A 21,474-nucleotide genomic window follows, 5' to 3' on the forward strand; every position below is an offset into this window, starting at 1 on the left:
ACTACTCGCCGATCTTCTGAACAGCTGCCAAGGATTGAGTAATCACACTTTCGGGCAGGCTCACATAGCCAAGGCCTGGAGCTTTGGATTGGGATTCGTTGGAAAGCATATATTCGAATGTTTTCTTCAATGCGCTTGCTCTGTCACCATTTCCGGTCTCATAGGCCAGGATCCATGTGAAGGTCACGATCGGATATCCCCTGTCTGGATTTGGGTTTCCTCCGATTAAATTTGGTCCGATATCAATAGAACCAAGCGCTTTGCTTTCACTTTCTTGTGTTGGCTTGACCGATTCGCCAGAGGCATTGGTGACGGCTGCAGCTTGTAATTGACCTTTCACATAAGCTGACTCAACGTAACCAATTCCACCTGTGATTTGATTCAACTGGGCCGAGACTCCTTCATTGCCTTTGGAGCCGACACCTGTCGGCCAATTGACTGTTTTGTCGGCTCCAATGTCGTTCTTCCAGGTGTTGTTGATTGCCGAGAGATGTTTGGTGAAGTTATAGGTGGTGCCGGATCCATCCGAGCGATGAACGACTGTGATCGCCTGATCAGAACATCCCAATTCACTGAAGTTCTTGATCTTTCCAAGGAAAATGTTCGCGAGTTGTTCCTGGTTTAGTTTCAGATCACAGCCGTCGAGGTTGTAAGCCACAGCAATGGCTCCAGCTGTCATTGGAATTTGAAGAACGCCACGGCTGATTTTGGCGATCTCTTCGTCTTTCATTGGTTTGTCGGAAGCTCCGAAATCAACCGTTTCTGCGGTGAATTGTCGAATCCCTGCACCCGATCCAATCGATTGATAATTAACGGTGATCCCTTCATTATTCAGTTCCTGGAACCAGCGCTGATAGATCGCGGCTGGAAAGGAGGCGCCAGCGCCGGAGAGCTTGCTGGTGGCTTGTTCTTCGCCTCCAGAGCACGACGTCATCGTCATGCTGGCAGAGAGACAAGCGAGGGAAGCAAGTGCCTTCAAAGCGTTGGGTGAGTTCATGAATGATGGAAGGAGAATTCAGCACTTGTATTTGTCGATACAAAATAAAGCGATGTTTGTATTTTCTTGTTTAAGAACTCTTTAGGGGCAGGTTAAAAATTGGTTTCCATCAAGTCATCCAGCTGGTCCTTGATCCATTCTGCTGTTGCCGGGGTCAACAGCACGCCATTTCGATAATGTCCAGTCGCCAGGATTAGTCCAGGCTCGAGCATTTCCAGCATTGGTGCGGCCCGATCGACGGGCCGTGCCCGCAGGCCGCACCAAGAACCGGAGACCTTCGCTCGCTCGATCCAATCCGTTGCTTTACCCAGGAGGCGTTGCATCGCGCTCAAATGGGTGGGATCTGCCTGCTCTCCAGGTTCCAGCGTGGCCCCCAGCAGCAGCGTGCAGGGTCCCGTTGGGATCAGGTTGAAACCCTTGTGAACCAGTACCGCTGGCCATGTGTTCCAGTTTTTGGGGGGGGCATCGAGTTCGAGTGCCAGCACCTGACCGAGGACAGCAGACATGGGACGTTGATGGCCGAGTGGTTCGAGGAGTGCTGCACTGTCAAGGGCCGAGCAGATCACAACAGCTGCGTGGAGGCTGCTGTCTCCATCGTCGCTCTCGATGCGCCACAGCGATCCAGCCTTCACTCGTTCTCGGCTCAATCGGCAGACCTTTACGTTCTTCTGCTGGATCGGACCTTGGTGGATTGCCTGTCTCAGCGCTTTTTGAAGAACCAGGGGATTGATCCATCCGTCCTCAGCGGATCGAAGCCCTCCCGCGCAGGGGAGTGGGCAATGTTCAGCCCTGACCAATTCGAGACCCAATTCTGGTCGTTGCTCCACCAGCTGCCGCTGCCGTTCAAAAGCGCTGGAATCTTCAGCCAGCTGCAGCAGTGGAGACTGGAATCTGAGTTCGGGCGCGAATGGTTGGAGTGTTTCGATCCAACTGGGCCATAGGGTCATGCTGGAGCGTCTCAGTCGCCAGCCGCGGCCACTGGACCTGCGGAAGACATTCCCCATCAATACGCCAAGCGAAGCGGTTGTTCCGTTCAGACCGTTTGGCTTGGTCGTGCGATCGCACGCTTCGGAAAGCCGTGGGTCAAACAGGGTGACCTCATGACCATTCCGGCTGAGGTGCCAGGCGGAACCGGCGCCAACGGCACCGGCACCGATGATGGCAACGGAGCGATTCAGCTCAGAGCCTCACTGGGAATAAAGGCCGAGTAGGCATCAAACCCAGATGCCACAGCGCTGTAGGCCTTTTGCATGCAGTTGGAATCCTGCAAACGGGCAGCCTCATCGAGGTCCGCGAGGGCATTTTTGAGGTTGGCGGCGAGTTTGGTCGCCTCCTTCTTCTGCGACCGATCGAGTCGCTGGTTGATGTAGAGCATCTCTCGACCGACTTCCTGCATCGGCCCGTGAATCATGTTGCGTGTGTAGGTCCAGTCGTCATTACTCACAAGACGAGCCAGTTCCGGTAACCGTTGCTCTGCAGCCTTGAATGCGGCAGCTTGACGGCGGATCACGGCGAGGTCAGCAGGCTTGAAGGAATCCGCGAAGGACGGTGCCGGCGTGATCAGGCCCAGTCCGAGGGCGATGCATAGGCAGAACGCAGCAACTTTTCGGAGGGCGTTCAGCATGGTGAAATGAAGATGTCGAGGGACTTTAACCAGCTCCGCTGCCGCGGGAGAATCTGTTTTTAAGAGCATTTCCGTGAGCTCCGCGACGATCATCCTTCAGCTGATCTGTCCGGATCGACCCGGATTGGTGAGCGAATTGGCGGGTTGGGTGGCTGCCAATGGCGGCAACATCCATCATGCCGATCACCACACTGATGCCGGAGCAGGTCTGTTTCTCAGTCGGATTGAATGGCAGCTTGATGGCTTCGGGATCCCACGGGAAGCCCTTCCCGCTGCAGCGAGTGCATTGGCGGAGCGTCTTGAGGGCCAGGCCGAGCTGCATTTCTCGGATGATTTACCTAAGGTCGCCATCCTCGTCAGTCGTCAGAGTCATTGCCTGTTCGATCTGCTCTGGCGCGTCCAGAGCGGTGAATTGCCAATGCAGGTGCCTCTGGTGATCTCCAATCACCCGGATCTGGAAGCACTGTGTTCCAGCTTTGGCGTTCGTTTCATCTGCGTTCCCACATCTCCTGATCACAAACAAGAGGCGGAGGAACGGATTCTTGGGTTGCTGGATGAAAACGGTGTCGAGCTGGCAGTTCTGGCCAAATACATGCAGGTTCTGAGCGGCGATTTCCTCAGTCGTTTTCCAATGGTGATCAACATTCACCATTCCTTTCTGCCGGCCTTCAAGGGAGCTCGGCCGTACCACCGCGCCTGGGAGCGGGGCGTCAAGCTCATCGGTGCCACGGCTCATTACGTGACCGAAGAACTGGATGACGGCCCGATCATTGAGCAGACCACTGTTCCTGTGAGTCACAGGGACGAGGTGGACGACCTGATCAGGAAAGGCCGTGACACCGAACGCATGGCACTGGCGCGAGCGTTGCGTCTTCACTTGCGGCGTCAAGTCATGGTGTATCGGGGCCGAACCGCCGTTTTCGCGTGATCAGCCGCGCTCCCCTTAGTGGTGGACCGGGTTGGCTGGCGTTCCAGGCGGGTTTGTTTTTGTTGCCGTCCAGCGCGTTGTTGGCAGCGATTCCTCTGTTCGTGTCCTGCGTTGCGGGCAGTCGAGGCCGTCAACCCAGTCTTTGGCAGGACCGCTGGATGGTGCCACTGCTTCTTGCCTCGGTCCTGATGGTGATCGGTGCTTGCATGGCGGAGACCGGCGGCCTGGCTTGGGCTGGCCTCGCCAATTGGATTCCGTTCTTTTGGGGATTTTGGGCGTTTCGGCCGTTCCTGGACTGCGTTGAACGGAGGCAGCGCGCCGCTCGATGGCTGCTGGCTGGAACGGTGCCGGTGTTGGTGACCGGTTTCGGTCAAATGCTGTTTGGCTGGTCCGGTCCCTGGCAATGTCTGGGAGGTGCAATCATCTGGTTTCTCGGTCCGGGTGGTCAGCCCGAAGGTCGACTCTCCGGTTTGTTTGATTACGCCAACGTGGCTGGAGCTTGGCTCGGTGTGATCTGGCCCTTTGCGCTGGCTGCCGTGCTGCATCGTCGTGATGCCCGCTGGTGTCGAGCACTGGCGCTGCTTCTGTCAGCTTTGATCGTGGCTGCTGTGATCCTCACCCGTTCCCGCAATGCCATGGCCGCGTTGATGGTGGCGCTGCCCTGGGTGCTGGGGCCGTTGCAGTGGGGTTGGCTTTTTCCCCTGCTGCTCTTGGCGACTGCACCGATCTGGTTGATTGTCTGGCCCGGGGCACCCACGGGCTTGCAGCAGTGGGCGGCAGACCTCTTGCCAGACAGTGTTCGTCAACGGTTGCTTGAAAAGCAGGCCACTGGCAGCCTCACCAGGCTTGCTCAGTGGCGGTTTGGGCTGGATCTCATTGCCCAGCGTCCATGGTTGGGTTGGGGAGCAGCCGCATTCAGTGTTTTATATCCGATTCACGCTCAGAGGAAATGGCATGGCCATTCCCACAACCTCCCTCTGGAGTTAGGTGTGAGCCATGGTCTGCCCGTGACTGTTCTTGTGGTGAGCGTGGTGCTGGCGCTTCTCGTTTTGGCATTGCGTCAGGGGATCCTCCGGTCCGCGACGATGGACCGTGCCTGGTGGGCGGCCACGTTGGTGATGGTTGCTATGCACGCCAGCGATCTTCCGTTTTTCGACAGTCGCCTGAACATTCTCGGTTGGGTCTTGCTTGCTGGACTCTGCGGCTTCAACCAGGAGAGCTGGTCTGGTTCAGGGCTTGATCGTGATGCTCCCGCAGTTTTGCCGGAGTCAGCGGACCCCTGAGGTGGATCCAGGGCAAGGTGCAATTTTGATCCCATTCCTCATGGATCACCGTTGCCCACGGCGGGGGAGCGGGTAGATCCGGACCAGGGATCGGTTTCAGCTCGCCGTTTAAAGCGGCGCGGTAGGTCTTCTTCCAGCCACCCATGCTTTCGCGCCCCTCGCCAACGGCAGCGATGACCGGTGCAAGACGACGATCGCTGCGGGACAACAGAGCTTGAATCACGCTCCAGCCATAACTTTCCGGTCGGAACTCAATCCCTTTCGGTTTCAGTGTCTTGGCAAGGCGCTTCAGCCGTTTCTCCGCTTCGGGCCGCACCCCCTGCCATTGGAAGGGCGTTTGGGCTTTCGGTACAAACGTGCTCACACCAAGGGTGAAGCGCAGGCCACTGGTGTTTTTTTTCAGGGCCAGCAGCAGCTCGCCCGTTGCCTCGACATCATCGTCGGACTCCGTCGGCAGGCCGACCATGCCGTAGAGCTTCAGTCCGGAGAGGCCACCTTGTTTGGCGTGACGGGCCGCTGCATGGATGGCTTCCGTGGTCAGCTTTTTGTTCACCACCTCCCGTATCCGTTCACTTCCACTTTCGATCGCGATCGTGAGCGATCGACTACCGCGTTTGGCGAGAATTCGTCCCAGTTCTGGAGTCACTGTTGCGGCGCGCACGGAACTGACACTGATGCGGGTGTCATCAAACCGGTCCTGGTCGAGCCAATGGAGCAGATCGCTGAATTGCGGATGCTGGGTCACGGAGGCGCCGAGCAGGCCCAGCCTCCGCGTTGCGGTGAGTCCTTTTTCAACGGCAGGAATCAGTCCGTCATCAAGGGATGGGGTCCGGAAGGGCAGTGTCAAATAGCTCGCTAGGCAGAAGCGGCACAGTTCCGGACAGCTTCGCACCACCTCCACCATGTGGATGTCTGGCCAGGCGGCCTCCGGCGTCACCACCGTGGAGTGGCTGAGGGTGTTGCCACGCCAGGTCTGCTTCTCCACCAGCGCGGGAATCTCGGAGTTCAACGGTTCCACGGCCAGGAGACTCCCGTCGGCGTCGTAGCGGGGGGCATACAGCGATGGCACATAGACGCCCGGCACCTTGGCGAGTGTTTGCAGCCGTCTGGCTCGTGGCTCGTTCCTGCACCCTTGCAAGGCATCGATAAAAGCGGGGAGCAGCAGTTCGCCATCGCCGAGCAGCACTGCGTCAAAAAAGGGCGCGAGTGGTTCAGGGTTTGCTGTGAGCACAGGTCCGCCACCGAACACGATCGGGTCGTTGTCCTTGCGTTCCACGGCCCAGATGGGAATCCGTTGGTTGCGCAGCAGCTCCGGGAGCACCGGTCCATCCAGTTCCCAGCTGAGGGATAGACCGAAGAGGTCGCAATGGCGTGGCAGTGGATCACCCTGATCGGTGAACAAGCGGCGCACGTCCACATCGCTGCGACGTGCAAGGGTCGCCCAAATAATCTGATAGCCCAGGCTGGTGATCCCTACGGAATAGGTACTGGGGAAGGCCAGGACCGCCTGCAGGGCGTTGGGCTCCGGCAGGACCGGATCAAAGAGCAGAGTTTCCTGGTTCAGTGGTCTGGAGCTGTTGGAGGTGCGGGGGGTATGAAGGGCCGGCGATGGCGTTCCAGACGACGTTCAAGCGTTTCTTCCACGGCCAGTTCCATTCCCATCTGGCGCTCGTAGATCGAGTGTTGATTGAAGATCCGTGCCACAACGAAACTCATCAGGCATGCCACAAGGATTGGTTTGAGGATCAGAAGATCCTTGGTAAGGGCAAAGGCGAGGAACATTGCAGAGATCGGTGTGCGGGAGCATCCCGCCACAAAGGCACCCATGCCGGCGAACACATAGGTGGTGGGTGCATAGCCGGTGAGTGCTTCCATCCAGCCTCCACAGGCCAGACCGATCGATCCTCCAAGGGTGAGCATCGGCATGAACAGTCCACCCGGAGCGCCTGAGGCCGCTGCCAGACCAGTGCTGAAGAACAGCACCACGAAGCTGGTCATCGCTAGGGAGATATCAGCTGCGCCATCGGCAATCTGATGTTCAAGTTCTGAGGGGTTGTGAAAAGTGTTCGGCAGCGCGGCATACACGCAGCCGAGCACAAGACCGCACAGAGTCATGCGCAGGATCAGTCGGTCTCCGAACCAACGGTTGGCTTGCCGTTGCATTGTCAACACATAACGGCAGTAGAGCTCAGCCAGCAATCCGATCACAGCACCGAGCACGACCAAATAGATGACATCAACGGGTAGGAACCTGATCAGAGGTGTGTATTCCCGCTCCAGCTGGAAACCAAGGGTGCTGCTGAGGCCACCGGCGCTTGATCCCAATCCAAGGAAGCCAATGACATCTGCCCAGGTGTCTGCAGAAAACGTGGTGATGAGGACGAGCAGCAGCACCACCGGCCTTGCCGAATGCAGCAGCTCTTCAATCGCATAGATAAAACCGCCGATCGGTGCGCTGAACACCGCAGCGATACCGGCGCCGCCGCCCGCGGCAACGATCACACGGCGGAAGGCCACAGGTGCCCGCAACCAGCGGGACATCTTCCAGGCTACGGACCCCCCCATTTGGACTGAAGGTCCCTCTGGACCAAGCGGAAATCCGCAACCGATGGCAATGATGCCGGCGACCAGTTTCACCAGTCCAACCCGTAATCCCATCGGCACGGACCGGTGCCGCAGAAAACCCATGATGTGGGTGATACCGGCACCGCCGGCGGCTGGAGCCAGGTTGGTGACCAGCCAGCCGGAGACCAGCCCTCCAAAGGCTCCAAGAGCGGGGAGAACGACCCAGGCCGGTAGGTCTTTGAGGAGGTCGAGTCGCCAATCCCGCAGCAGATTCATTCCGCTTTTGAACAGCAGCCCCGTGATCGCTGCACCCAGGCCCGTGAGAGCAAGGGCCAGAACCACCACCAGCCATTTCCGTTCCAGCAGCTTGCGAATGCTTCGGCTGGAGCCGAGGTGGTGACGACGTTGCTTGGGTTCGCTCAGAGAGGGCACGGTTTCGACTGAATGGCCTTTGGTCAGACTTCGGCGAGGACTTCGGCCTCTTGCTCCTCACTCACCACCCGGCCCTGGTCTTCAAATCCATCGATCTGATCAAAGTTGAGATAGCGATACAGCTCGCTGGAAAGGGGGTCGATTTTCTCGGCGGCGATGGATCGGTAATCCTCTGGTGTGGGGATGCGACCGAGCAGAGCGCAGACCGCGGCCAGTTCCGCACTCCCCAGGTACACCTGGGCACCTTTGCCGAGGCGGTTGTTGAAATTACGGGTGCTGGTGGAAAACACGGTTGTGTCGTCGTCAACTCTGGCCTGATTACCCATGCAAAGGGAACAACCCGGCATCTCCATGCGGGAACCGGCCGCTTCGAAGGTGGAGTAGTACCCCTCATTCTTCAGCGTTTCCTCGTCCATGCGCGTGGGCGGGCAAACCCAGAGGCGTGCTTTGTTGCTGCCAGCTCCTTCAAGCACCTTCGCCGCAGCGCGGTAGTGGCCGATGTTGGTCATGCAAGAGCCGATGAACACCTCCTGGACGGCGTCACCAGCCACCTCGCTGAGCAGCTTCACGTTGTCCGGATCATTGGGACAGGCCACCACAGGTTCGGTGAGTTCATCCAGATTGATCTCTAGAACTTCGGCGTATTCGGCGTCAGCATCAGCGCTCAGCAGCTGGGGTTTGGCCAGCCAGTCCTCCATGCCTTTGATCCGGCGCGCCAGCGTTCCCGCATCGCTGTAGCCCCGGGCGATCATGTTTTTCAGCAACGCCACATTGCTGCGCAGATACTCGCTCACGGTCTCTTCAGAGAGCTTGATCGTGCAACCGGCGCAGGAGCGCTCTGCACTGGCATCGGTGAGTTCAAAGGCCTGCTCTAGTTTCAGGTCGGGGAGACCCTCAATCTCCATGATTCGCCCGTTGAACAGATTTTTCTTGTTGGACTTTTCAACGGTGAGCAGGCCTTTTTGGATGGCCACCCAGGGGATCGCATTCACGACATCGCGGAGGGTGACCCCAGGCTGCAGAGACCCGCTGAAACGCACGAGCACAGACTCCGGCATGTCTAGGGGCATGGCACCGATGGCAGCTGCGAATGCCACCACTCCTGAACCACCCGGGAAGGAAATGCCGAGGGGGAATCGGGTGTGACTGTCGCCGCCCGTGCCGACTGTGTCTGGCAGCAGCATGCGGTTCAGCCAGCTGTGGATGATGCCGTCACCGGGGCGTAAAGCGACACCCCCTCTTTGAGCAAAGAAGTCCGGCAGATCCTTCTGGGTCTGAAGGTCCACTGGTTTCGGGTACGCAGCGGTGTGACAGAAGCTCTGCATCACCAGGTCGGAGGAGAAGCCCAGACAGGCGAGCTCTTTCATCTCATCCCTGGTCATCGGACCGGTGGTGTCCTGGGAGCCGACGGTGGTCATCAGCGGTTCGCAGCTGGTGCCGGGTCGTACCCCCACCAGTCCGCAGGCTTTGCCCACCATTTTTTGGGCAAGTGTGAAACCTTTGCCGGTATCCGCCGGTGCGCTGGGACGGATGAACAGATCCGTCGGATCAAGGCCAAGCTTGGCGCGCACTTTGTCTGTAAGCGCCCTCCCGATCATCAGGGGAATGCGTCCGCCGGCGCGCACCTCATCGCTGATCGTGGTGGGCTTGAGCTCAAACCGGCTCACCATGGCCCCGTCGCGTTCAATCGTTCCGGCGTGGGGGCGAATGGTGATGACATCTCCGGTCTTCAGTTCTGTGACGTCGCATTCGATCGGCAAGGCGCCGGAATCTTCTGCGGTGTTGAAGAAGATCGGGGCGATCTTGCCGCCGAGAATCACGCCGCCAGCTCGCTTGTTGGGGACGAAAGGGATGTCATCGCCGGTGTGCCACAGCACGGAATTGATGGCGCTCTTCCGGGAGCTGCCCGTGCCCACCACATCTCCCACGTAGGCGACTGGATATCCCTTCTGTTTAAGGGCCGCGATAGTTACTAGGCCTTCCGGGTCACGGGTCTCCAGCATCGCCAGAGCGTGGAGAGGAATGTCCGGTCGAGTGGTGGCGTGGGTCGCAGGGGAAAGATCATCGGTATTGGTTTCACCATCCACCTTGAACACCGTCACGGTGATTTCAGTGGCGAGCTCGGGCCGGCAGGTGAACCATTCGGCTGCAGCCCAGCTGTCCACGACCTGTTGGGCAAAGCGGTTGCTTGCTGCCAGGTCCATCACTTCGTTAAAAGCGTCATACACCAGCAGCGTTTTGCTTAGAGCATTTGCAGCACTGCTCGCCAGCTGCTCATCTCCGCTCTGAAGCAGCTCGATCAGTGCGGCCACGTTGTATCCACCCACCATCGTGCCAAGCAGTCGGACAGCGTCCAGAGGCGTCACGAGGGGGCTGATCACCTCACCTTGTGCGACGGCGCTGAGCCATGTTGCTTTGACATAAGCCGCTTCATCCACGCCAGGCGGAATCCTTTCGCTCAGAAGGGTCAGGAGCACATCCTCTTCACCTGCGGGAGGGTTTTGCAGCAAGTCCGTCAGGCTTTTGGTCTGCTCAGGATTGAGTGGCAGTGGGGGAATGCCCTGGGCTTCCCGATCGGCGGCCAGCTCGCGGTAGGCGCTCAGCATTGCGAAGGAGTGCAGGAGGGCAGATGACCATTCTTCACGGAGGAGGTCCTGAACTTTTGTTCAGAGGTGCGTAGCCTTATCAGAACTGTTTGGTGTGGACATGGCCACCACCTCCGATCTTCATGTGGTGGAGACCCGTCCTCTGATTGCGCCGGCTGTTCTGCATGGCGAATTGCCGATCGACGCTGCCGCAATGCGCACTGTTGCTAGCGCGAGGCAACGCATCCAAGCGATTCTTCGTGGTGAGGATCAGCGATTGCTGGTCATCGTCGGTCCTTGCTCTGTGCATGACGTGGAGGCGGCAAGGGATTACGCCCGGCAGCTGGCGCCTTTGCGGGAGGCCTACCGCGATGAACTTGAAGTGGTGATGAGGGTTTACTTCGAGAAGCCTCGGACCACCGTCGGATGGAAGGGCTTGATTAATGACCCTCATCTTGATGGCTCCTACGACATCAACACAGGCTTGCGCAGGGCTCGCAAACTCCTGTTTGATCTGGCCTGTGAAGGGATGCCTGCCGCAACTGAACTTCTCGATCCTGTCGTTCCGCAGTACATCGCCGATCTGATCAGCTGGACGGCGATCGGTGCTCGCACCACCGAGAGCCAAACCCACCGAGAAATGGCTTCTGGGTTGTCGATGCCGATCGGTTACAAAAACAGCACGGACGGAAGCGCCACCATTGCCATCAACGCCATGCAGGCGGCGTCGAAGCCGCATCATTTCCTGGGTATCAATCGTGAGGGTCACGCCTCAATCGTCAGTACCACAGGCAACCCCCATGGCCATCTTGTTCTGCGTGGCGGTAACAGAGGTTCCAACTATCACCTGGAAGCGGTTCACGCTGCAGCGGCTGAACTCAGTCAAGCTGGCCTGAAGGACCGTCTGATGGTTGATTGCAGCCATGCCAATTCCAACAAGGACTTCCGCCGCCAGTCCGATGTGCTGAAAGCCGTTGCAGATCAGCTTCGTGCAGGTTCCGCCTACGTGATGGGAGTGATGATCGAAAGTCATTTGGTTGAAGGTAATCAGAAACTCAATGCGAATTTGTCTCAACTGACCTATGGCCAGAGCATTACTGATGCTTGTATCAGCATCCAAACCACGGCCAAACTTTTAAGCGAGTTAGCCAAGGCTGTTGCTGGGCGAAAGGTCGTGGCTGTTTGAATTCGATGATCAGTTGAACTCTTTGATTTTTTGATTCGTGGGATCGGTTGCTTGAAGTGTTTTTGTTGAAAACGTCCCCTCTGATTTAATTAGTATTTCGTAAATTTTGATTCTTTTGTGATTAATCTTCATTGGCTTAAATTCCTGGAAAATGATTTTATTTGAGGTGCCGATTTCTGAGAAACAGTGTATGTTTTGTCGTTTGAATTTTGATCGTCAAGCGCTTTATTCATGATCGTTAGGTTAGCATCCCTTTAAATGAATTTCATTGATTGATGTCGCGATGGCTTGTCAAGCCATATCGTCTTTTTTTTCTCTAGCAGTCAAATAGACATGTTACTGGGTAAATATGATAGATTTTATAGACATAGTGGTTTTACATGGCTTCCCTGAAATTAGTTGCTATTGCTAAGGACGAAGCCGCCTATTTGCCGGAATGGATTTACCACCATCTAAGAATTGGCTTTGATGAAATTGATGTTTATTTGAATGGTATTACTGATAATAGCTTTAAGGTTATGCGGCGCATTTGCGCTCGACATAGTAACGTAAATTTTTACAATGCAGACTCTTTGGTTGGAATCAGTAATCGGGCGAAGCGTTCTTTTCAACACGTTATTTACCGCTTTGCATGGAAGACTGAACAGTCAAAAAGAAATTTTTCTCACTTAGCTTTTTTGGATATCGATGAATATCTTCTTTCTGAATCTTTTGATCAGAATGTCAAAAAAATGTTCCGTTCGGCAGGGCAGTTTGACGTTCTTTCTAATCTCTGGTATTCAGACTTGCCTGGAAAAGTTGAGCCATTCTCCCGTTTTTTCGTAGACTCTTTGGAGCTTCAGAAGATGTCGGTTGTTAAGTCTGTCGGCCGTTTAAGCTCTAATCTTGGCAGTCCAATGGTTCATAATTTTACTGGAATCAAGCGTAAGCCTCATAAAATTAAATCAGTTCTAAGTAATGGAGCAACAATACAATACTCAGCCCTTGGAAAGCGTCTGAGTGATCATGATGTTGAACGTTGTGCTTCAACGATTGAGCCTTGGTTCGTGTTCCATCGAATTTACCGTAGCCATCTTGAATATTGTGCAAGTTTGATGCGAGGGCGCAAGCATCGTGCCAACGATGCACCAATCAAAGACAATCGGTTTGGTTATGTCCGCCGGCAAGGTTCGCGTCAAGCAATTGGAAAAACTTTTCGTCATCAAATCTCATCTGAGAAGAATAGTCATTATCAACGTGGGTTTGAAAAGTTTCTTGATGAATGTAATCTTGAAAATCAGCTGGAAGTTGGTCGTGAGTCTGTTCGTAAAAAATTTAGAGCTTTGGAAGCTCTTCTCCAGGAGCAACCTGACATTATTGATCGCTACAGCAATGTTTTCAATGGAACAGTGTTTGAAAAGAAGGCGAGTAGTTGATCGCTGTTTGCTGCAAGACTAAACATTAGAGCTGTCATTATTGGAACCGTGAGATTGTCGATTCCATAAACACTCCATTGTTCAAGGAAGGTAACGATAAGACTGACCAGCAAAGCGAACCTGATTGGAAGTACATTTCCTGTGAGATGTGAGACAGTCATCAGGATGAGAAATGTACTCAAGAGCATTGTTGTTGTTCCAGCCAGTGACTTTGTTTGGTCATTAAATCTCCATGTTGGTGATTGGACCCCCTTTCCGATCAAGCCAGCCAAGCCATCTGATATGGCCATCACCAGAGAGCCAGCAATCATTGCCACAGGATCTGGATTCCAGAAAATCAAAATCAAAGTACTGATCGAAGTGCAATAGAAAATTGTTCCGTAAGTTTTTCTGTCTACATCTTCAATCAGCCCAAGCCATTTCCTCTGGTAGTTCAACAGCACCAAGCCTATAGCAAGAAGAGCTGCTGTTAAAGCGATCCAGCGAGGAAGTTGCAGCCAATAGGAGATTGGCAATAGTAGTCCGCAGCCGATATGAATGACTTTGCGTGAAAGTTCATGGGAGTGTTCCCACTTGGATCCGATCCAGCCAGCCAGAGTGATCAAACATCCGAGGTATAGCCCCAGGACCGTCAGAGTGACTGCGACTGGCAAGACGGTTTAAGCAGCTTGCTGCTGGTTGGTCATTGTTCTCAGCTTGAGAATCGCTTTTGACTCCAGTTGGCGAACCCGTTCTCGAGACACATTGATCTGTCGACCAATTTCCGCAAGGGTTAAAGGCTCTTCGCCATCCAGGCCAAACCGCAACCGAAGAATCTTTTGTTCCCGTTCATTCAGTTGAGCCAACCAGCCACCAAGATGTTCTTTTTGGATGCTTCGATCCATTCCTTCCATCGGTTCTTCACCGTTGGGGTCTGGAATCAGTTCTCCAAGGGTGCTTCTGTCTTCATCTCCACGTGCGTGAGCATCAAGTGATGCACAAGGTGCGCTTTGTGAGATGAGATCCTCGAGTTCACGTAGTTCGATGCCCATGGCACTCGCCAGTTCAAGCCGGTTGGGCTGACGCCCGAAACGGTGCGAGAGTTCTCGGGAGATGCGACGCATCTTCGATAGCTTTTCACTGATATGAATAGGCAGTCGAATCGTTCGTGCACTGTTATCAATGGCACGGGTCATGCCCTGACGAATCCACCAATAGGCGTAGGTGGAAAACTTATATCCCATTGCTGGATCAAATTTGTCAACAGCACGCTCCAGCCCAATGGCACCTTCTTGCACGAGATCAAGCAGCTCTAATCCTTGGTTCTGATATTTCTTGGCGACACTTACAACCAGCCGTAAATTGGCAGCCATCATTCTGTCGCGAGCTCTTTTGCCCATCCGTATTTTATGTTTATCTCGAATTGTTAATTCTTCAGCGGGCCCTTGCTGAAGTTCTTTCATCGCTTGAACGTGATGAGCCAACTCAATTTCTTCAGCCGGAGTTAGCAGCGGAACGCGACCAATACTGCTGAGGTAATATCCAATTGAGTCGGTTGCAAGCCTGCCGTTTTGGCGCGAAGTTGAGCGCCGTGCCGTTGAAGGCAGAGCAGGTTGCTTCCGACCGCCTTTAGCGGCTGAGCCGGAAGACTCCAGAGGGATCCCCATCACCCTGGTCTCCTGAATGAATTTGGGCTGAACTTAGCACCGCATTTGCTGAACAACTGTTGCGAATCCGAAGATTTTCAGGAGTCGAACAGGGTGGAGTTTTCTTCAAGAAGATTTTGATATTTGCTCTGCGTGGGGAAGAGATACGCGCTACACGTTTCCGTATCAGTCAATACATGAAAACACCTTGGATCCCTCCCCCTTTGGCTAAGTGGCAGGGATGCCCTTCCGCCATAGGTCAATCAGTTCAACCTGGGAGTTGCATTCCTGTTCGCCTTTCTTTGGATGGCGTCGAACGAAGCTACCGTCGCTTTGCATGTCCCACGCGCCTCGATTGTCTCTCATATAGAGATCGAGCAAGCGCTCGAGCTTCTTGCGTAGTGCCGGTTCTTCAACCGGTGAAACTGCTTCGACCCTCCGATCGAGGTTGCGGGGCATCCAGTCGGCGCTGCCAATGTAGGCTTCAGGTGTGCCTCCATTGGCGAACCAAAATACTCTTGAGTGCTCTAGAAACTGACCAATAATGCTCGTCACTCTTATGTTTTCGCTAAGGCCTTTTTTACCTGGATAAAGGCTGCACATCCCACGGATAATTAAGTCGATCTTGACGCCTGCCTGGGAAGCCTCGTAAAGCAGGGCGATGATCTCAGGGTCCACCAATGAGTTCATCTTGGCTTTGATTTGGCCTTGCCGTCCTTGCTGAGCGTGCTCAATTTCGCGTCGAATCAGCGCTTCTGTGCCCTTTCTCAACGTTACAGGCGCGACGAGAAGGCGCCTGAAGCTTTGTTGTTTGGAAAAGCCAGTCAGATAATTGAAGAGCTCAACAAGATCTTGTCCAAGTTCTGGTCGGCTCGAGAGCAACCCGATATCGGTGTAAAGTTTTGATGTTTTGGAATTGTAGTTTCCAGTCCCAATGTGTACGTAGCTTTTTAGTTTGGAGCTTTCTTTTCGTACAACGAGGACAATTTTTGTATGTGTTTTCAGTCCAAGAACCCCATAGATCACATGAACACCAGCTCGTTCTAGGTGACGAGCCCATTGAATATTATTGTCCTCATCAAAACGTGCTTTCAGCTCCACGAGTGCCATCACCTGCTTTCCGTTCTCGGCAGCACGAATCAGCGCCTCAATAATCGGTGAATCTTTGGATGTTCGATAAAGAGTCATCTTGATCGCGATCGCTTTTGGATCATCAGCAGCCTGATTGATGAATTCTTCTACTGATGTTGAGAACAACTCATAGGGATGGTGAAGAAGAATGTCTTGTTCGCGAATGACTGAAAAGATTGTTTCGAATTCTTCTTGTTTGACAGATCCTTCTTCGATCAGGTGTTGTTGTGTGCGGGCCAATGCCGCAGGCGTTTGTCCGCTGTGCGATTTGCTTTTCAGTTTCGGAAGGGGCAGGCCCGCCAGCCAGAACAAATCATCCAAACCCAGTGGGCCGTTGATGCGGTAAACATCCTCTTCTTCAACGGTCATGCCCGTCATCAACATTTCGACCACGTTTTCTGGCATATCTTTTGGAACTTCGAGTCGAACCACTTCGCCGCCCACGCGTCGTTTTCTTAATCCCTGCTCGAGTGCCAGCATCAGATCGTCGGCTTCAAGATCACGTAGTTCCAGATCTGCGTCGCGGGTGACACGGAAGAAGTAATGCCCTTCAACCGTCATGCCAGGAAATAGTGAGTCGAGGTTGTAGGCAATCGACTGCTCCAGAGGAATCGCGGTATGGATTGGTGCCGGATTTTTGTCACTGAGATCTTCCGGGATCGCGATGAATCGCGGTAGATTTTTTTGAGGTACTTTGACGCGTGCGAACTGCCGTTGTCCTGTGTCTGGATCGTGGATCACGGCTGCAACATTCAGGCTCAGATTGCTTACAAAAGGAAAAGGATGGGCTGGATCCACTGCCAAGGGTGTGAGAACTGGAAAGATCGATGTCGTGAAGTAAGCGTCGATCCATTCCTTTTGTCGGGAGTTCAGCTGTTCGTAGTCAAGAAGTTGAACGCCGTGATTTAGAAGGCTTTCTTTGAGAGTCCTTCCGTAATGGTCTTGTTGTTTTTCCAGGAGCGGAATCAATTCTTCCCGAATGTTGAGCAGTTGTTCAAAAGGTGTTTTTCCGTCTTCACTCGACGCGGTGATCCCTGCTTCCACCTGGGATTTCAAGGATGCAACCCGCACCATGAAAAATTCATCGAGATTGTTGCTGAAAATGGCGCTGAATTTGGCCTGATCCAACAACGGAGTGCGCTCATCGAGCGCCTGGGCGAGGACCCGTTCGTTAAAGGCGATCCAACTCAGTTCGCGATTGATGTATTGATCCGGGCTTGTGACGTCAGCGCTCATGGCTTCAGCTGAAGGCGTTGCGGCGTCTTATGAAACGTAGCAACTGCCACTAAGCCCGTGATGCAGTCCTGGCGACAAGGCCCATGACAATCACCAGGATCAGGGCTGCTCCTATGAAGGGGCTTGTTGGATCAATGCTGTCGTAAGCGAGACCAGCCAGTGGTGGTCCAAGAAAACTTCCCAGGCTTTGCAATGCCTGAAGGTTGCCGAGAGCAGTTCCTTGGCCTCGATTGCCAAGACGTCTCGAAACTAGGCTGCGGAGGTTGGGTGTGACCAAGCCGGTTCCCAAGGCGAGCAGGCTCACGGAGATGAGCACACTGCCAACCCGGTCGGATGCACCGATGCCTGGGATCAGTAGGCAACCGACCATGACCAGCCCCAGGCCGAGCATCGTCAGCCGCCATTCGCCGAACCGTTTGACCAGTGGGCCTATTAGCCCTCCCTGAACCACGGTGGCCACGATGCCCACAACCAGGAAAGCGGATGTTGCGAGCTCAGGTCCCCAGCCGAATCGCTGTTTGAAATAGAGCACCAAGATGGCTGTGAAGCCGTTGAAGGCGAGGAAGAACAGAAAGAAACCCGCGGCGAGTTGGCCAATGCTGCCGTCAGCGATCACCGTTCCGATCCGCGCGAAAGGGTTGAGTTCGCGGCTGATTGAACTGCCGCTGCGTGCCTGAAGTGGATGGGTTTCCGGCAGCAGGCACACAACCACAAGCAGATTGATGATGGCGAAGCCTGTGGCCACCCAGACCGGCAGGTCGATCGAGAAGGTCGCCAGCCAGCCACCAATGCCAGGGCCAAGAATGAAGCCGACGCCGAAGGCCACTCCGATCAACCCGAACGCTCGTGCCCGTTGCTCCGGGGGGCTGATGTCAGCCAGCACGGCTGCTGCAGTAGCGGCGGTTCCGCCACTGATTCCGTCGATGATGCGCGCCGTGAACAGCAGCACCAAAGGCAGAACGGCTCCGTTCGGCCAGGGCAAACTCATCGTGAGTGCGAACAGACCGAGCCCCAGCACCGACCCGCTCACACAGATGGCGATCACAGGTCGGCGCCCATGACGATCGCTCAGGGCTCCGATCAGTGGAGTGACCAGAAACTGGGCCAGGGCATAACTGCCCGCCAGGAGCCCAAGCGTTCGACCATCTGGTGCGAACTGCGCCAGAAGGAATGGCAGCAGTGGGAAGACAATGCTTTCGCTCAGCCGATCGTTCAGCAGCGTTAGAAAGGCGCTCAGCAGAGTGGGGAACCGGAAGCGCTGCAAAGCGGGGCGAGTATCGATCGATCACACACTCCCACAGGCTCTGGTCATGGTCCTGCGTCCGATTCGTTCCAGCGACCATCCCCTCTTACGGGAGATCTATGCCGACGCGGTTGAAAGCCAGGCAGGGGTGCTTTACACCCCAGAGCAGGTGAGAGCTTGGGCGGCACTGGCTTGGTTGCCGGGGGTTCTCGATCGCTCGTTTCATGAGGGACGTGGCTGGATCAGCGGTCGGGACGAGGCGTTTGCCATTCGTTATCCAAAGGCTCGTCTGGCGCTGCTGTACTGCCGCGGATGTGCCGCTCGTCAGGGCCATGGATCCATTCTCCTGGAACAGATCGAGCGGGATGCCAGAGATCACGGTATTGAGCGTCTCTCAACGGAGGCCAGTGCCATGAGTCGCCCTTTGCTGATAGGTAGGGGCTGGCAATTGATCGCCCCGGAGACCATTGAAATCGCTGGGGTGAGCTTTGTGCGTTATCGAATGGAGAAGGTGCTGCGCCAGCTGCGGAGTTGATCCAGCACGGCACGGGCTGCTCCGCTTTGGATCAAGGATTCCGCAGAGTTGATTCCGGATGCCAAATCGCTGGCCTGCCCGCTGAGCCAGAGGTACGCCCCTGCGTTCCAGCGGGTGGCACTGCAGAGAGGCCCTTTGTTGTCCAACGCATTTTCAGCTTGTTCGGTCCAAGTCTCCAGATTTGTCCATTCCACATCCTTTTCGTGGCAGCCATGGTCTCGAGGGTGAAGGATCTTCCGTTCGGGGATGCCATCGGTCACGGTTGCTGTGATGCAGGCTCGTCCGATCGGAAGATCTGTACCGCCTTCCAGCCCTTTGACGGTGACCAGATTGGTTTCACCTGCCTGATGCAGGGCATCCCAGGCTCGACTCTCTGTAGGGGGATGGACAAAGCCACTCACCAGCAGATGCTCACCTTGATGAGCAGTCCAGAGGAGCTCCAGGCTGGCAACTGGTGGACGTTTTCCTAGGTCTTCCCGGTAACTGATCAGGCTTTCCGCGAGCGGAAAATGCTCGGGTTGGTGCAACAAAGCAAAACCATGGGCCTCGAAGCCCTTTTGAACGTCTTCGATCGCTACTCCTGACAGATCGAGGCCAAGGGTCTTGAAGAGTTCCTGAGCTGTGACTCCGTATTTGATCGGCATACGGGAGCCACCTTGCAGGACCACCGGTTGCCCTGCTGCGAGAAGAACGAGCGCGGTGAGGGGATAGATGGGTGCTGTGCGTGTTCGGCCGTCAAACGGCATGCCAAAACACACTGGAGGAGTGGCACCTGCCGCAGATTTCAGAACCGGACCCAAGTCGCGGTATGTGTCGAGCATCCCGGCGAGCTCCTGGGGTTCTGGCCGCCGGATGCGATGGGCAATCAGGAAGGCTCCGATTTGAGCAGGAGTGGCCTCTTCGTGAAGGATGAGCTCAAGAGCATCAGCGGCTTCTAGCCGTGACAAACCCCGGCTGGTGTGTTCGCCACTGCCAACCTTGCGGAGATGCTGTTTGAAGCGCTCCTTCCCTGTTGGCGGGCTGAGAGTCACGGCGACCTGAGTCACTTAGGCGGATGTTCAGCAGCAAGCGGTACTGCTGAGTAACAATTTTTACACCTTAATTTAACTGTTAGCGCAGACGTCCAGACCCTTCAGGGTTCCGTGACGGGGATGGTGAGGATGATGCCGTCCTTCGGCGTAGTAGAGACGTTCTCGGAGTAGTGAATTATCTGGACGCCAGCTGCACAAGACACGAGCCATCAAAGTCATAAATTTTTGTAGCATCGATTGCATTTTTGTGCATTAATTGTTTTTCACTTATTTCAGCATTTGTGGTAGTTGCGTGCAGTTGCAACTGCTGCTGAAAAACGACGCGTAAGCAGTGAATTTCGTAGCTGTTGCTTCAATTTGTTCCCCTGGATTGCGAGAGCTTCGAATTACTGCTTTAAAAGGCAGTTTTTCACCAACCAGCTAAAACACCAAACATCATGAATGTTACGGCAACTCTTATGGCAGCAAAGAAAGCCAAAGGTATGAGTTTCGCTGACTTAGAATCAGCGCTTGGGCTTGACGAGGTTTGGATTGCCTCTTTGTTTTACGGTCAGGCCACGGCATCAAAAGAGGAGGCTGATAAACTTGCTGAATTGCTATCTCTTGAACCAGATGTAACTGCAGCAATTCAAGAATTTCCCACTAAGGGAAGTTTGGATCCTGTCATTCCGACTGACCCGCTTATCTATCGCTTTTATGAGATCATGCAGGTTTACGGGATGCCAATGAAAGATGTAATTCAAGAAAAGTTCGGAGATGGCATTATGAGCGCAATTGACTTTACCTTGGACGTTGAAAAAGTTGAGGATCCCAAAGGGGATCGAGTTTCGATCACGATGTGTGGCAAGTTCTTACCCTATAAAAAGTGGTAATTAATTTCTTATGTAATAGGAGTTGACGATTAGATGTTTGATCTGGGGGGAACCCCAGATTTTTAATTTCGAAATTGTTGTCCTAGTTGTTTCAATGCTTGCTCGCGACGTTCACCTTCAGGCAAGCTTTTGCTTAATTCTAAAAGACATTTTTGGCTTGTTGGCGTAGCTATGCAGCCCAATGCCAGTAAAGCAGCTTTAGCGAGAGCATCTGAACCGTGTAGGCTAATTGCTGTCAAGCGTTCTGAGATGATAGATCCATCTCGGCGTTGTAAGAGTCTGACTGCAGCAATCGCCACTGCATCTCGAAAATCTGCGAGCGGTTCTTCACAGAGTTGCAGCAATTGGCTATCGCTCAAGAGATGGGCACGGAAGGTGAGCATTTGGAGTCCTGCAAGTCTTCTCTTGTGGGACGGATGGACCAGACTTTCTTCCACAATTGATTGGGGGACATCAGCTCCCCAGCAGCCAAGTGCTTCAAGAGCTGTAAGGACAATAGTTTCATCCTTTGCTTTCAGTTGGCTTAAAAGCCAATCACGCGCATTTGGTTGATGGCAAAGGCCTGCTGATAATATAAGTTCCTGTTTAGGACCATGTTGATCAATTAGTTTTTTGATGTGAGGCCATCCTAGTTCTGCAAGCATTCCTAGCTTTTCACAAACCGCAAGCCTCAAATCAATAGAAAGGCTGGGAGAGTAAATCTCTCCCAGCCAAAATGGGTCTAATGGTTTACGCCTTGATTGTGACAAACTCTCCCACAGGGAAGCTTCTTCAGGAGGCTTCAAA

The 21,474-nt window shown here is 54.4% G+C and carries 19 protein-coding genes; 6 read left to right on the plus strand and 13 right to left on the minus strand.

What is annotated here, in order from left to right; genetic code table 11:
- Position 1 precedes the first annotated feature (1 nt).
- The 3 genes from pstS to psbQ all read right to left on the minus strand — a co-directional run bounded on the left by pstS (position 2) and on the right by psbQ (position 2,621).
- On the minus strand, positions 2-997 hold the full coding sequence (gene pstS, locus SIB64_RS01940) for a phosphate ABC transporter substrate-binding protein PstS (RefSeq protein WP_413441659.1): 996 nt from the start codon (positions 995-997) through the stop codon (positions 2-4).
- A 92-nt stretch (positions 998-1,089) separates the two neighbouring features.
- Positions 1,090-2,157 carry an NAD(P)/FAD-dependent oxidoreductase gene (locus tag SIB64_RS01945; protein ID WP_413442825.1) on the minus strand — a complete coding sequence of 356 codons (1,068 nt, stop codon included), beginning with the start codon at positions 2,155-2,157 and terminating at the stop codon, positions 1,090-1,092.
- Positions 2,158-2,171: 14 nt separating this feature from the next.
- Entirely contained in the window at positions 2,172-2,621 is a 450-nt protein-coding gene (psbQ, locus tag SIB64_RS01950) for a photosystem II protein PsbQ (RefSeq protein ID WP_413441660.1), read from the minus strand.
- A gap of 73 nt (positions 2,622-2,694) precedes the next feature.
- Here psbQ and purU point away from each other — a divergent pair, with 73 nt between their 5' ends.
- Positions 2,695-3,549, plus strand: coding sequence for a formyltetrahydrofolate deformylase (purU, locus tag SIB64_RS01955; RefSeq protein WP_413441661.1), 855 nt, complete (start codon positions 2,695-2,697; stop codon positions 3,547-3,549).
- Positions 3,546-4,832 (plus strand): O-antigen ligase family protein, encoded by a 1,287-nt coding sequence (locus tag SIB64_RS01960; RefSeq protein ID WP_413441662.1) that lies wholly within the window; start codon positions 3,546-3,548, stop codon positions 4,830-4,832. The genes purU and SIB64_RS01960 overlap by 4 nt, the downstream gene beginning before the upstream one ends.
- Here SIB64_RS01960 and SIB64_RS01965 read toward each other — a convergent pair.
- From SIB64_RS01965 to acnB, 3 genes are read right to left on the minus strand one after another with little or no spacing between them, the layout of a single operon-like run.
- Positions 4,756-6,396 (minus strand): B12-binding domain-containing radical SAM protein, encoded by a 1,641-nt coding sequence (locus SIB64_RS01965; RefSeq protein ID WP_413442826.1) that lies wholly within the window; start codon positions 6,394-6,396, stop codon positions 4,756-4,758. The two genes, SIB64_RS01960 and SIB64_RS01965, sit on opposite strands and share 77 nt — an antisense overlap.
- On the minus strand, positions 6,393-7,829 hold the full coding sequence (locus SIB64_RS01970; protein WP_413441663.1) for a ClC family H(+)/Cl(-) exchange transporter: 1,437 nt from the start codon (positions 7,827-7,829) through the stop codon (positions 6,393-6,395). Before SIB64_RS01970 ends, SIB64_RS01965 begins: the two co-directional genes overlap by 4 nt.
- 23 nt (positions 7,830-7,852) lie before the next feature.
- Entirely contained in the window at positions 7,853-10,435 is a 2,583-nt protein-coding gene (gene acnB, locus SIB64_RS01975) for a bifunctional aconitate hydratase 2/2-methylisocitrate dehydratase (RefSeq protein WP_413441664.1), read from the minus strand.
- A 100-nt stretch (positions 10,436-10,535) separates the two neighbouring features.
- Here acnB and SIB64_RS01980 point away from each other — a divergent pair, with 100 nt between their 5' ends.
- Positions 10,536-11,600, plus strand: coding sequence for a 3-deoxy-7-phosphoheptulonate synthase (locus SIB64_RS01980; RefSeq protein ID WP_413441665.1), 1,065 nt, complete (start codon positions 10,536-10,538; stop codon positions 11,598-11,600).
- Between the two features lie 380 nt (positions 11,601-11,980).
- Positions 11,981-13,015 (plus strand): glycosyltransferase family 2 protein, encoded by a 1,035-nt coding sequence (locus SIB64_RS01985; protein ID WP_413441666.1) that lies wholly within the window; start codon positions 11,981-11,983, stop codon positions 13,013-13,015.
- Here SIB64_RS01985 and SIB64_RS01990 read toward each other — a convergent pair.
- The 4 genes from SIB64_RS01990 to SIB64_RS02005 form a co-directional block, all read right to left on the minus strand.
- Positions 12,964-13,620 (minus strand): diacylglycerol/polyprenol kinase family protein, encoded by a 657-nt coding sequence (locus tag SIB64_RS01990; protein WP_413441667.1) that lies wholly within the window; start codon positions 13,618-13,620, stop codon positions 12,964-12,966. The two genes, SIB64_RS01985 and SIB64_RS01990, sit on opposite strands and share 52 nt — an antisense overlap.
- A gap of 54 nt (positions 13,621-13,674) precedes the next feature.
- Positions 13,675-14,661 carry an RpoD/SigA family RNA polymerase sigma factor gene (locus SIB64_RS01995; protein ID WP_413441668.1) on the minus strand — a complete coding sequence of 329 codons (987 nt, stop codon included), beginning with the start codon at positions 14,659-14,661 and terminating at the stop codon, positions 13,675-13,677.
- A gap of 207 nt (positions 14,662-14,868) precedes the next feature.
- Complete coding sequence (gene ppk1 / locus SIB64_RS02000; protein WP_413441669.1) at positions 14,869-17,007, minus strand: polyphosphate kinase 1; 2,139 nt, start codon at positions 17,005-17,007, stop codon at positions 14,869-14,871.
- Between the two features lie 49 nt (positions 17,008-17,056).
- Positions 17,057-18,271, minus strand: coding sequence for an MFS transporter (locus SIB64_RS02005; protein ID WP_413441670.1), 1,215 nt, complete (start codon positions 18,269-18,271; stop codon positions 17,057-17,059).
- Between the two features lie 46 nt (positions 18,272-18,317).
- Between SIB64_RS02005 and SIB64_RS02010 the strand changes: the two genes are divergently transcribed.
- Entirely contained in the window at positions 18,318-18,785 is a 468-nt protein-coding gene (locus SIB64_RS02010; protein ID WP_413442827.1) for an N-acetyltransferase family protein, read from the plus strand.
- On the opposite strand, the gene SIB64_RS02015 is transcribed toward SIB64_RS02010, so the two are convergent.
- Positions 18,746-19,831: an anthranilate phosphoribosyltransferase family protein gene (locus tag SIB64_RS02015; RefSeq protein WP_413441671.1), complete on the minus strand. Its 1,086-nt coding sequence runs from the start codon at positions 19,829-19,831 to the stop codon at positions 18,746-18,748. The two genes, SIB64_RS02010 and SIB64_RS02015, sit on opposite strands and share 40 nt — an antisense overlap.
- 57 nt (positions 19,832-19,888) lie before the next feature.
- Complete coding sequence (locus SIB64_RS02020) at positions 19,889-20,026, minus strand: cyanate hydratase (RefSeq protein ID WP_413441672.1); 138 nt, start codon at positions 20,024-20,026, stop codon at positions 19,889-19,891.
- Positions 20,027-20,253: 227 nt separating this feature from the next.
- On the opposite strand from SIB64_RS02020, the gene cynS reads away from it, so the two are divergent.
- Positions 20,254-20,688 (plus strand): cyanase, encoded by a 435-nt coding sequence (gene cynS, locus SIB64_RS02025; RefSeq protein ID WP_413441673.1) that lies wholly within the window; start codon positions 20,254-20,256, stop codon positions 20,686-20,688.
- A gap of 62 nt (positions 20,689-20,750) precedes the next feature.
- Here the strand turns inward: cynS and SIB64_RS02030 are convergent, their stop codons facing one another.
- Positions 20,751-21,473 carry a HEAT repeat domain-containing protein gene (locus SIB64_RS02030; protein WP_413441674.1) on the minus strand — a complete coding sequence of 241 codons (723 nt, stop codon included), beginning with the start codon at positions 21,471-21,473 and terminating at the stop codon, positions 20,751-20,753.
- Position 21,474: the final 1 nt, after the last annotated feature.

It is taken from the genome of Synechococcus sp. MIT S1220 (assembly GCF_047303025.1).
In the GTDB taxonomy this organism is placed as follows: Bacteria; Cyanobacteriota; Cyanobacteriia; order PCC-6307; family Cyanobiaceae; genus Parasynechococcus.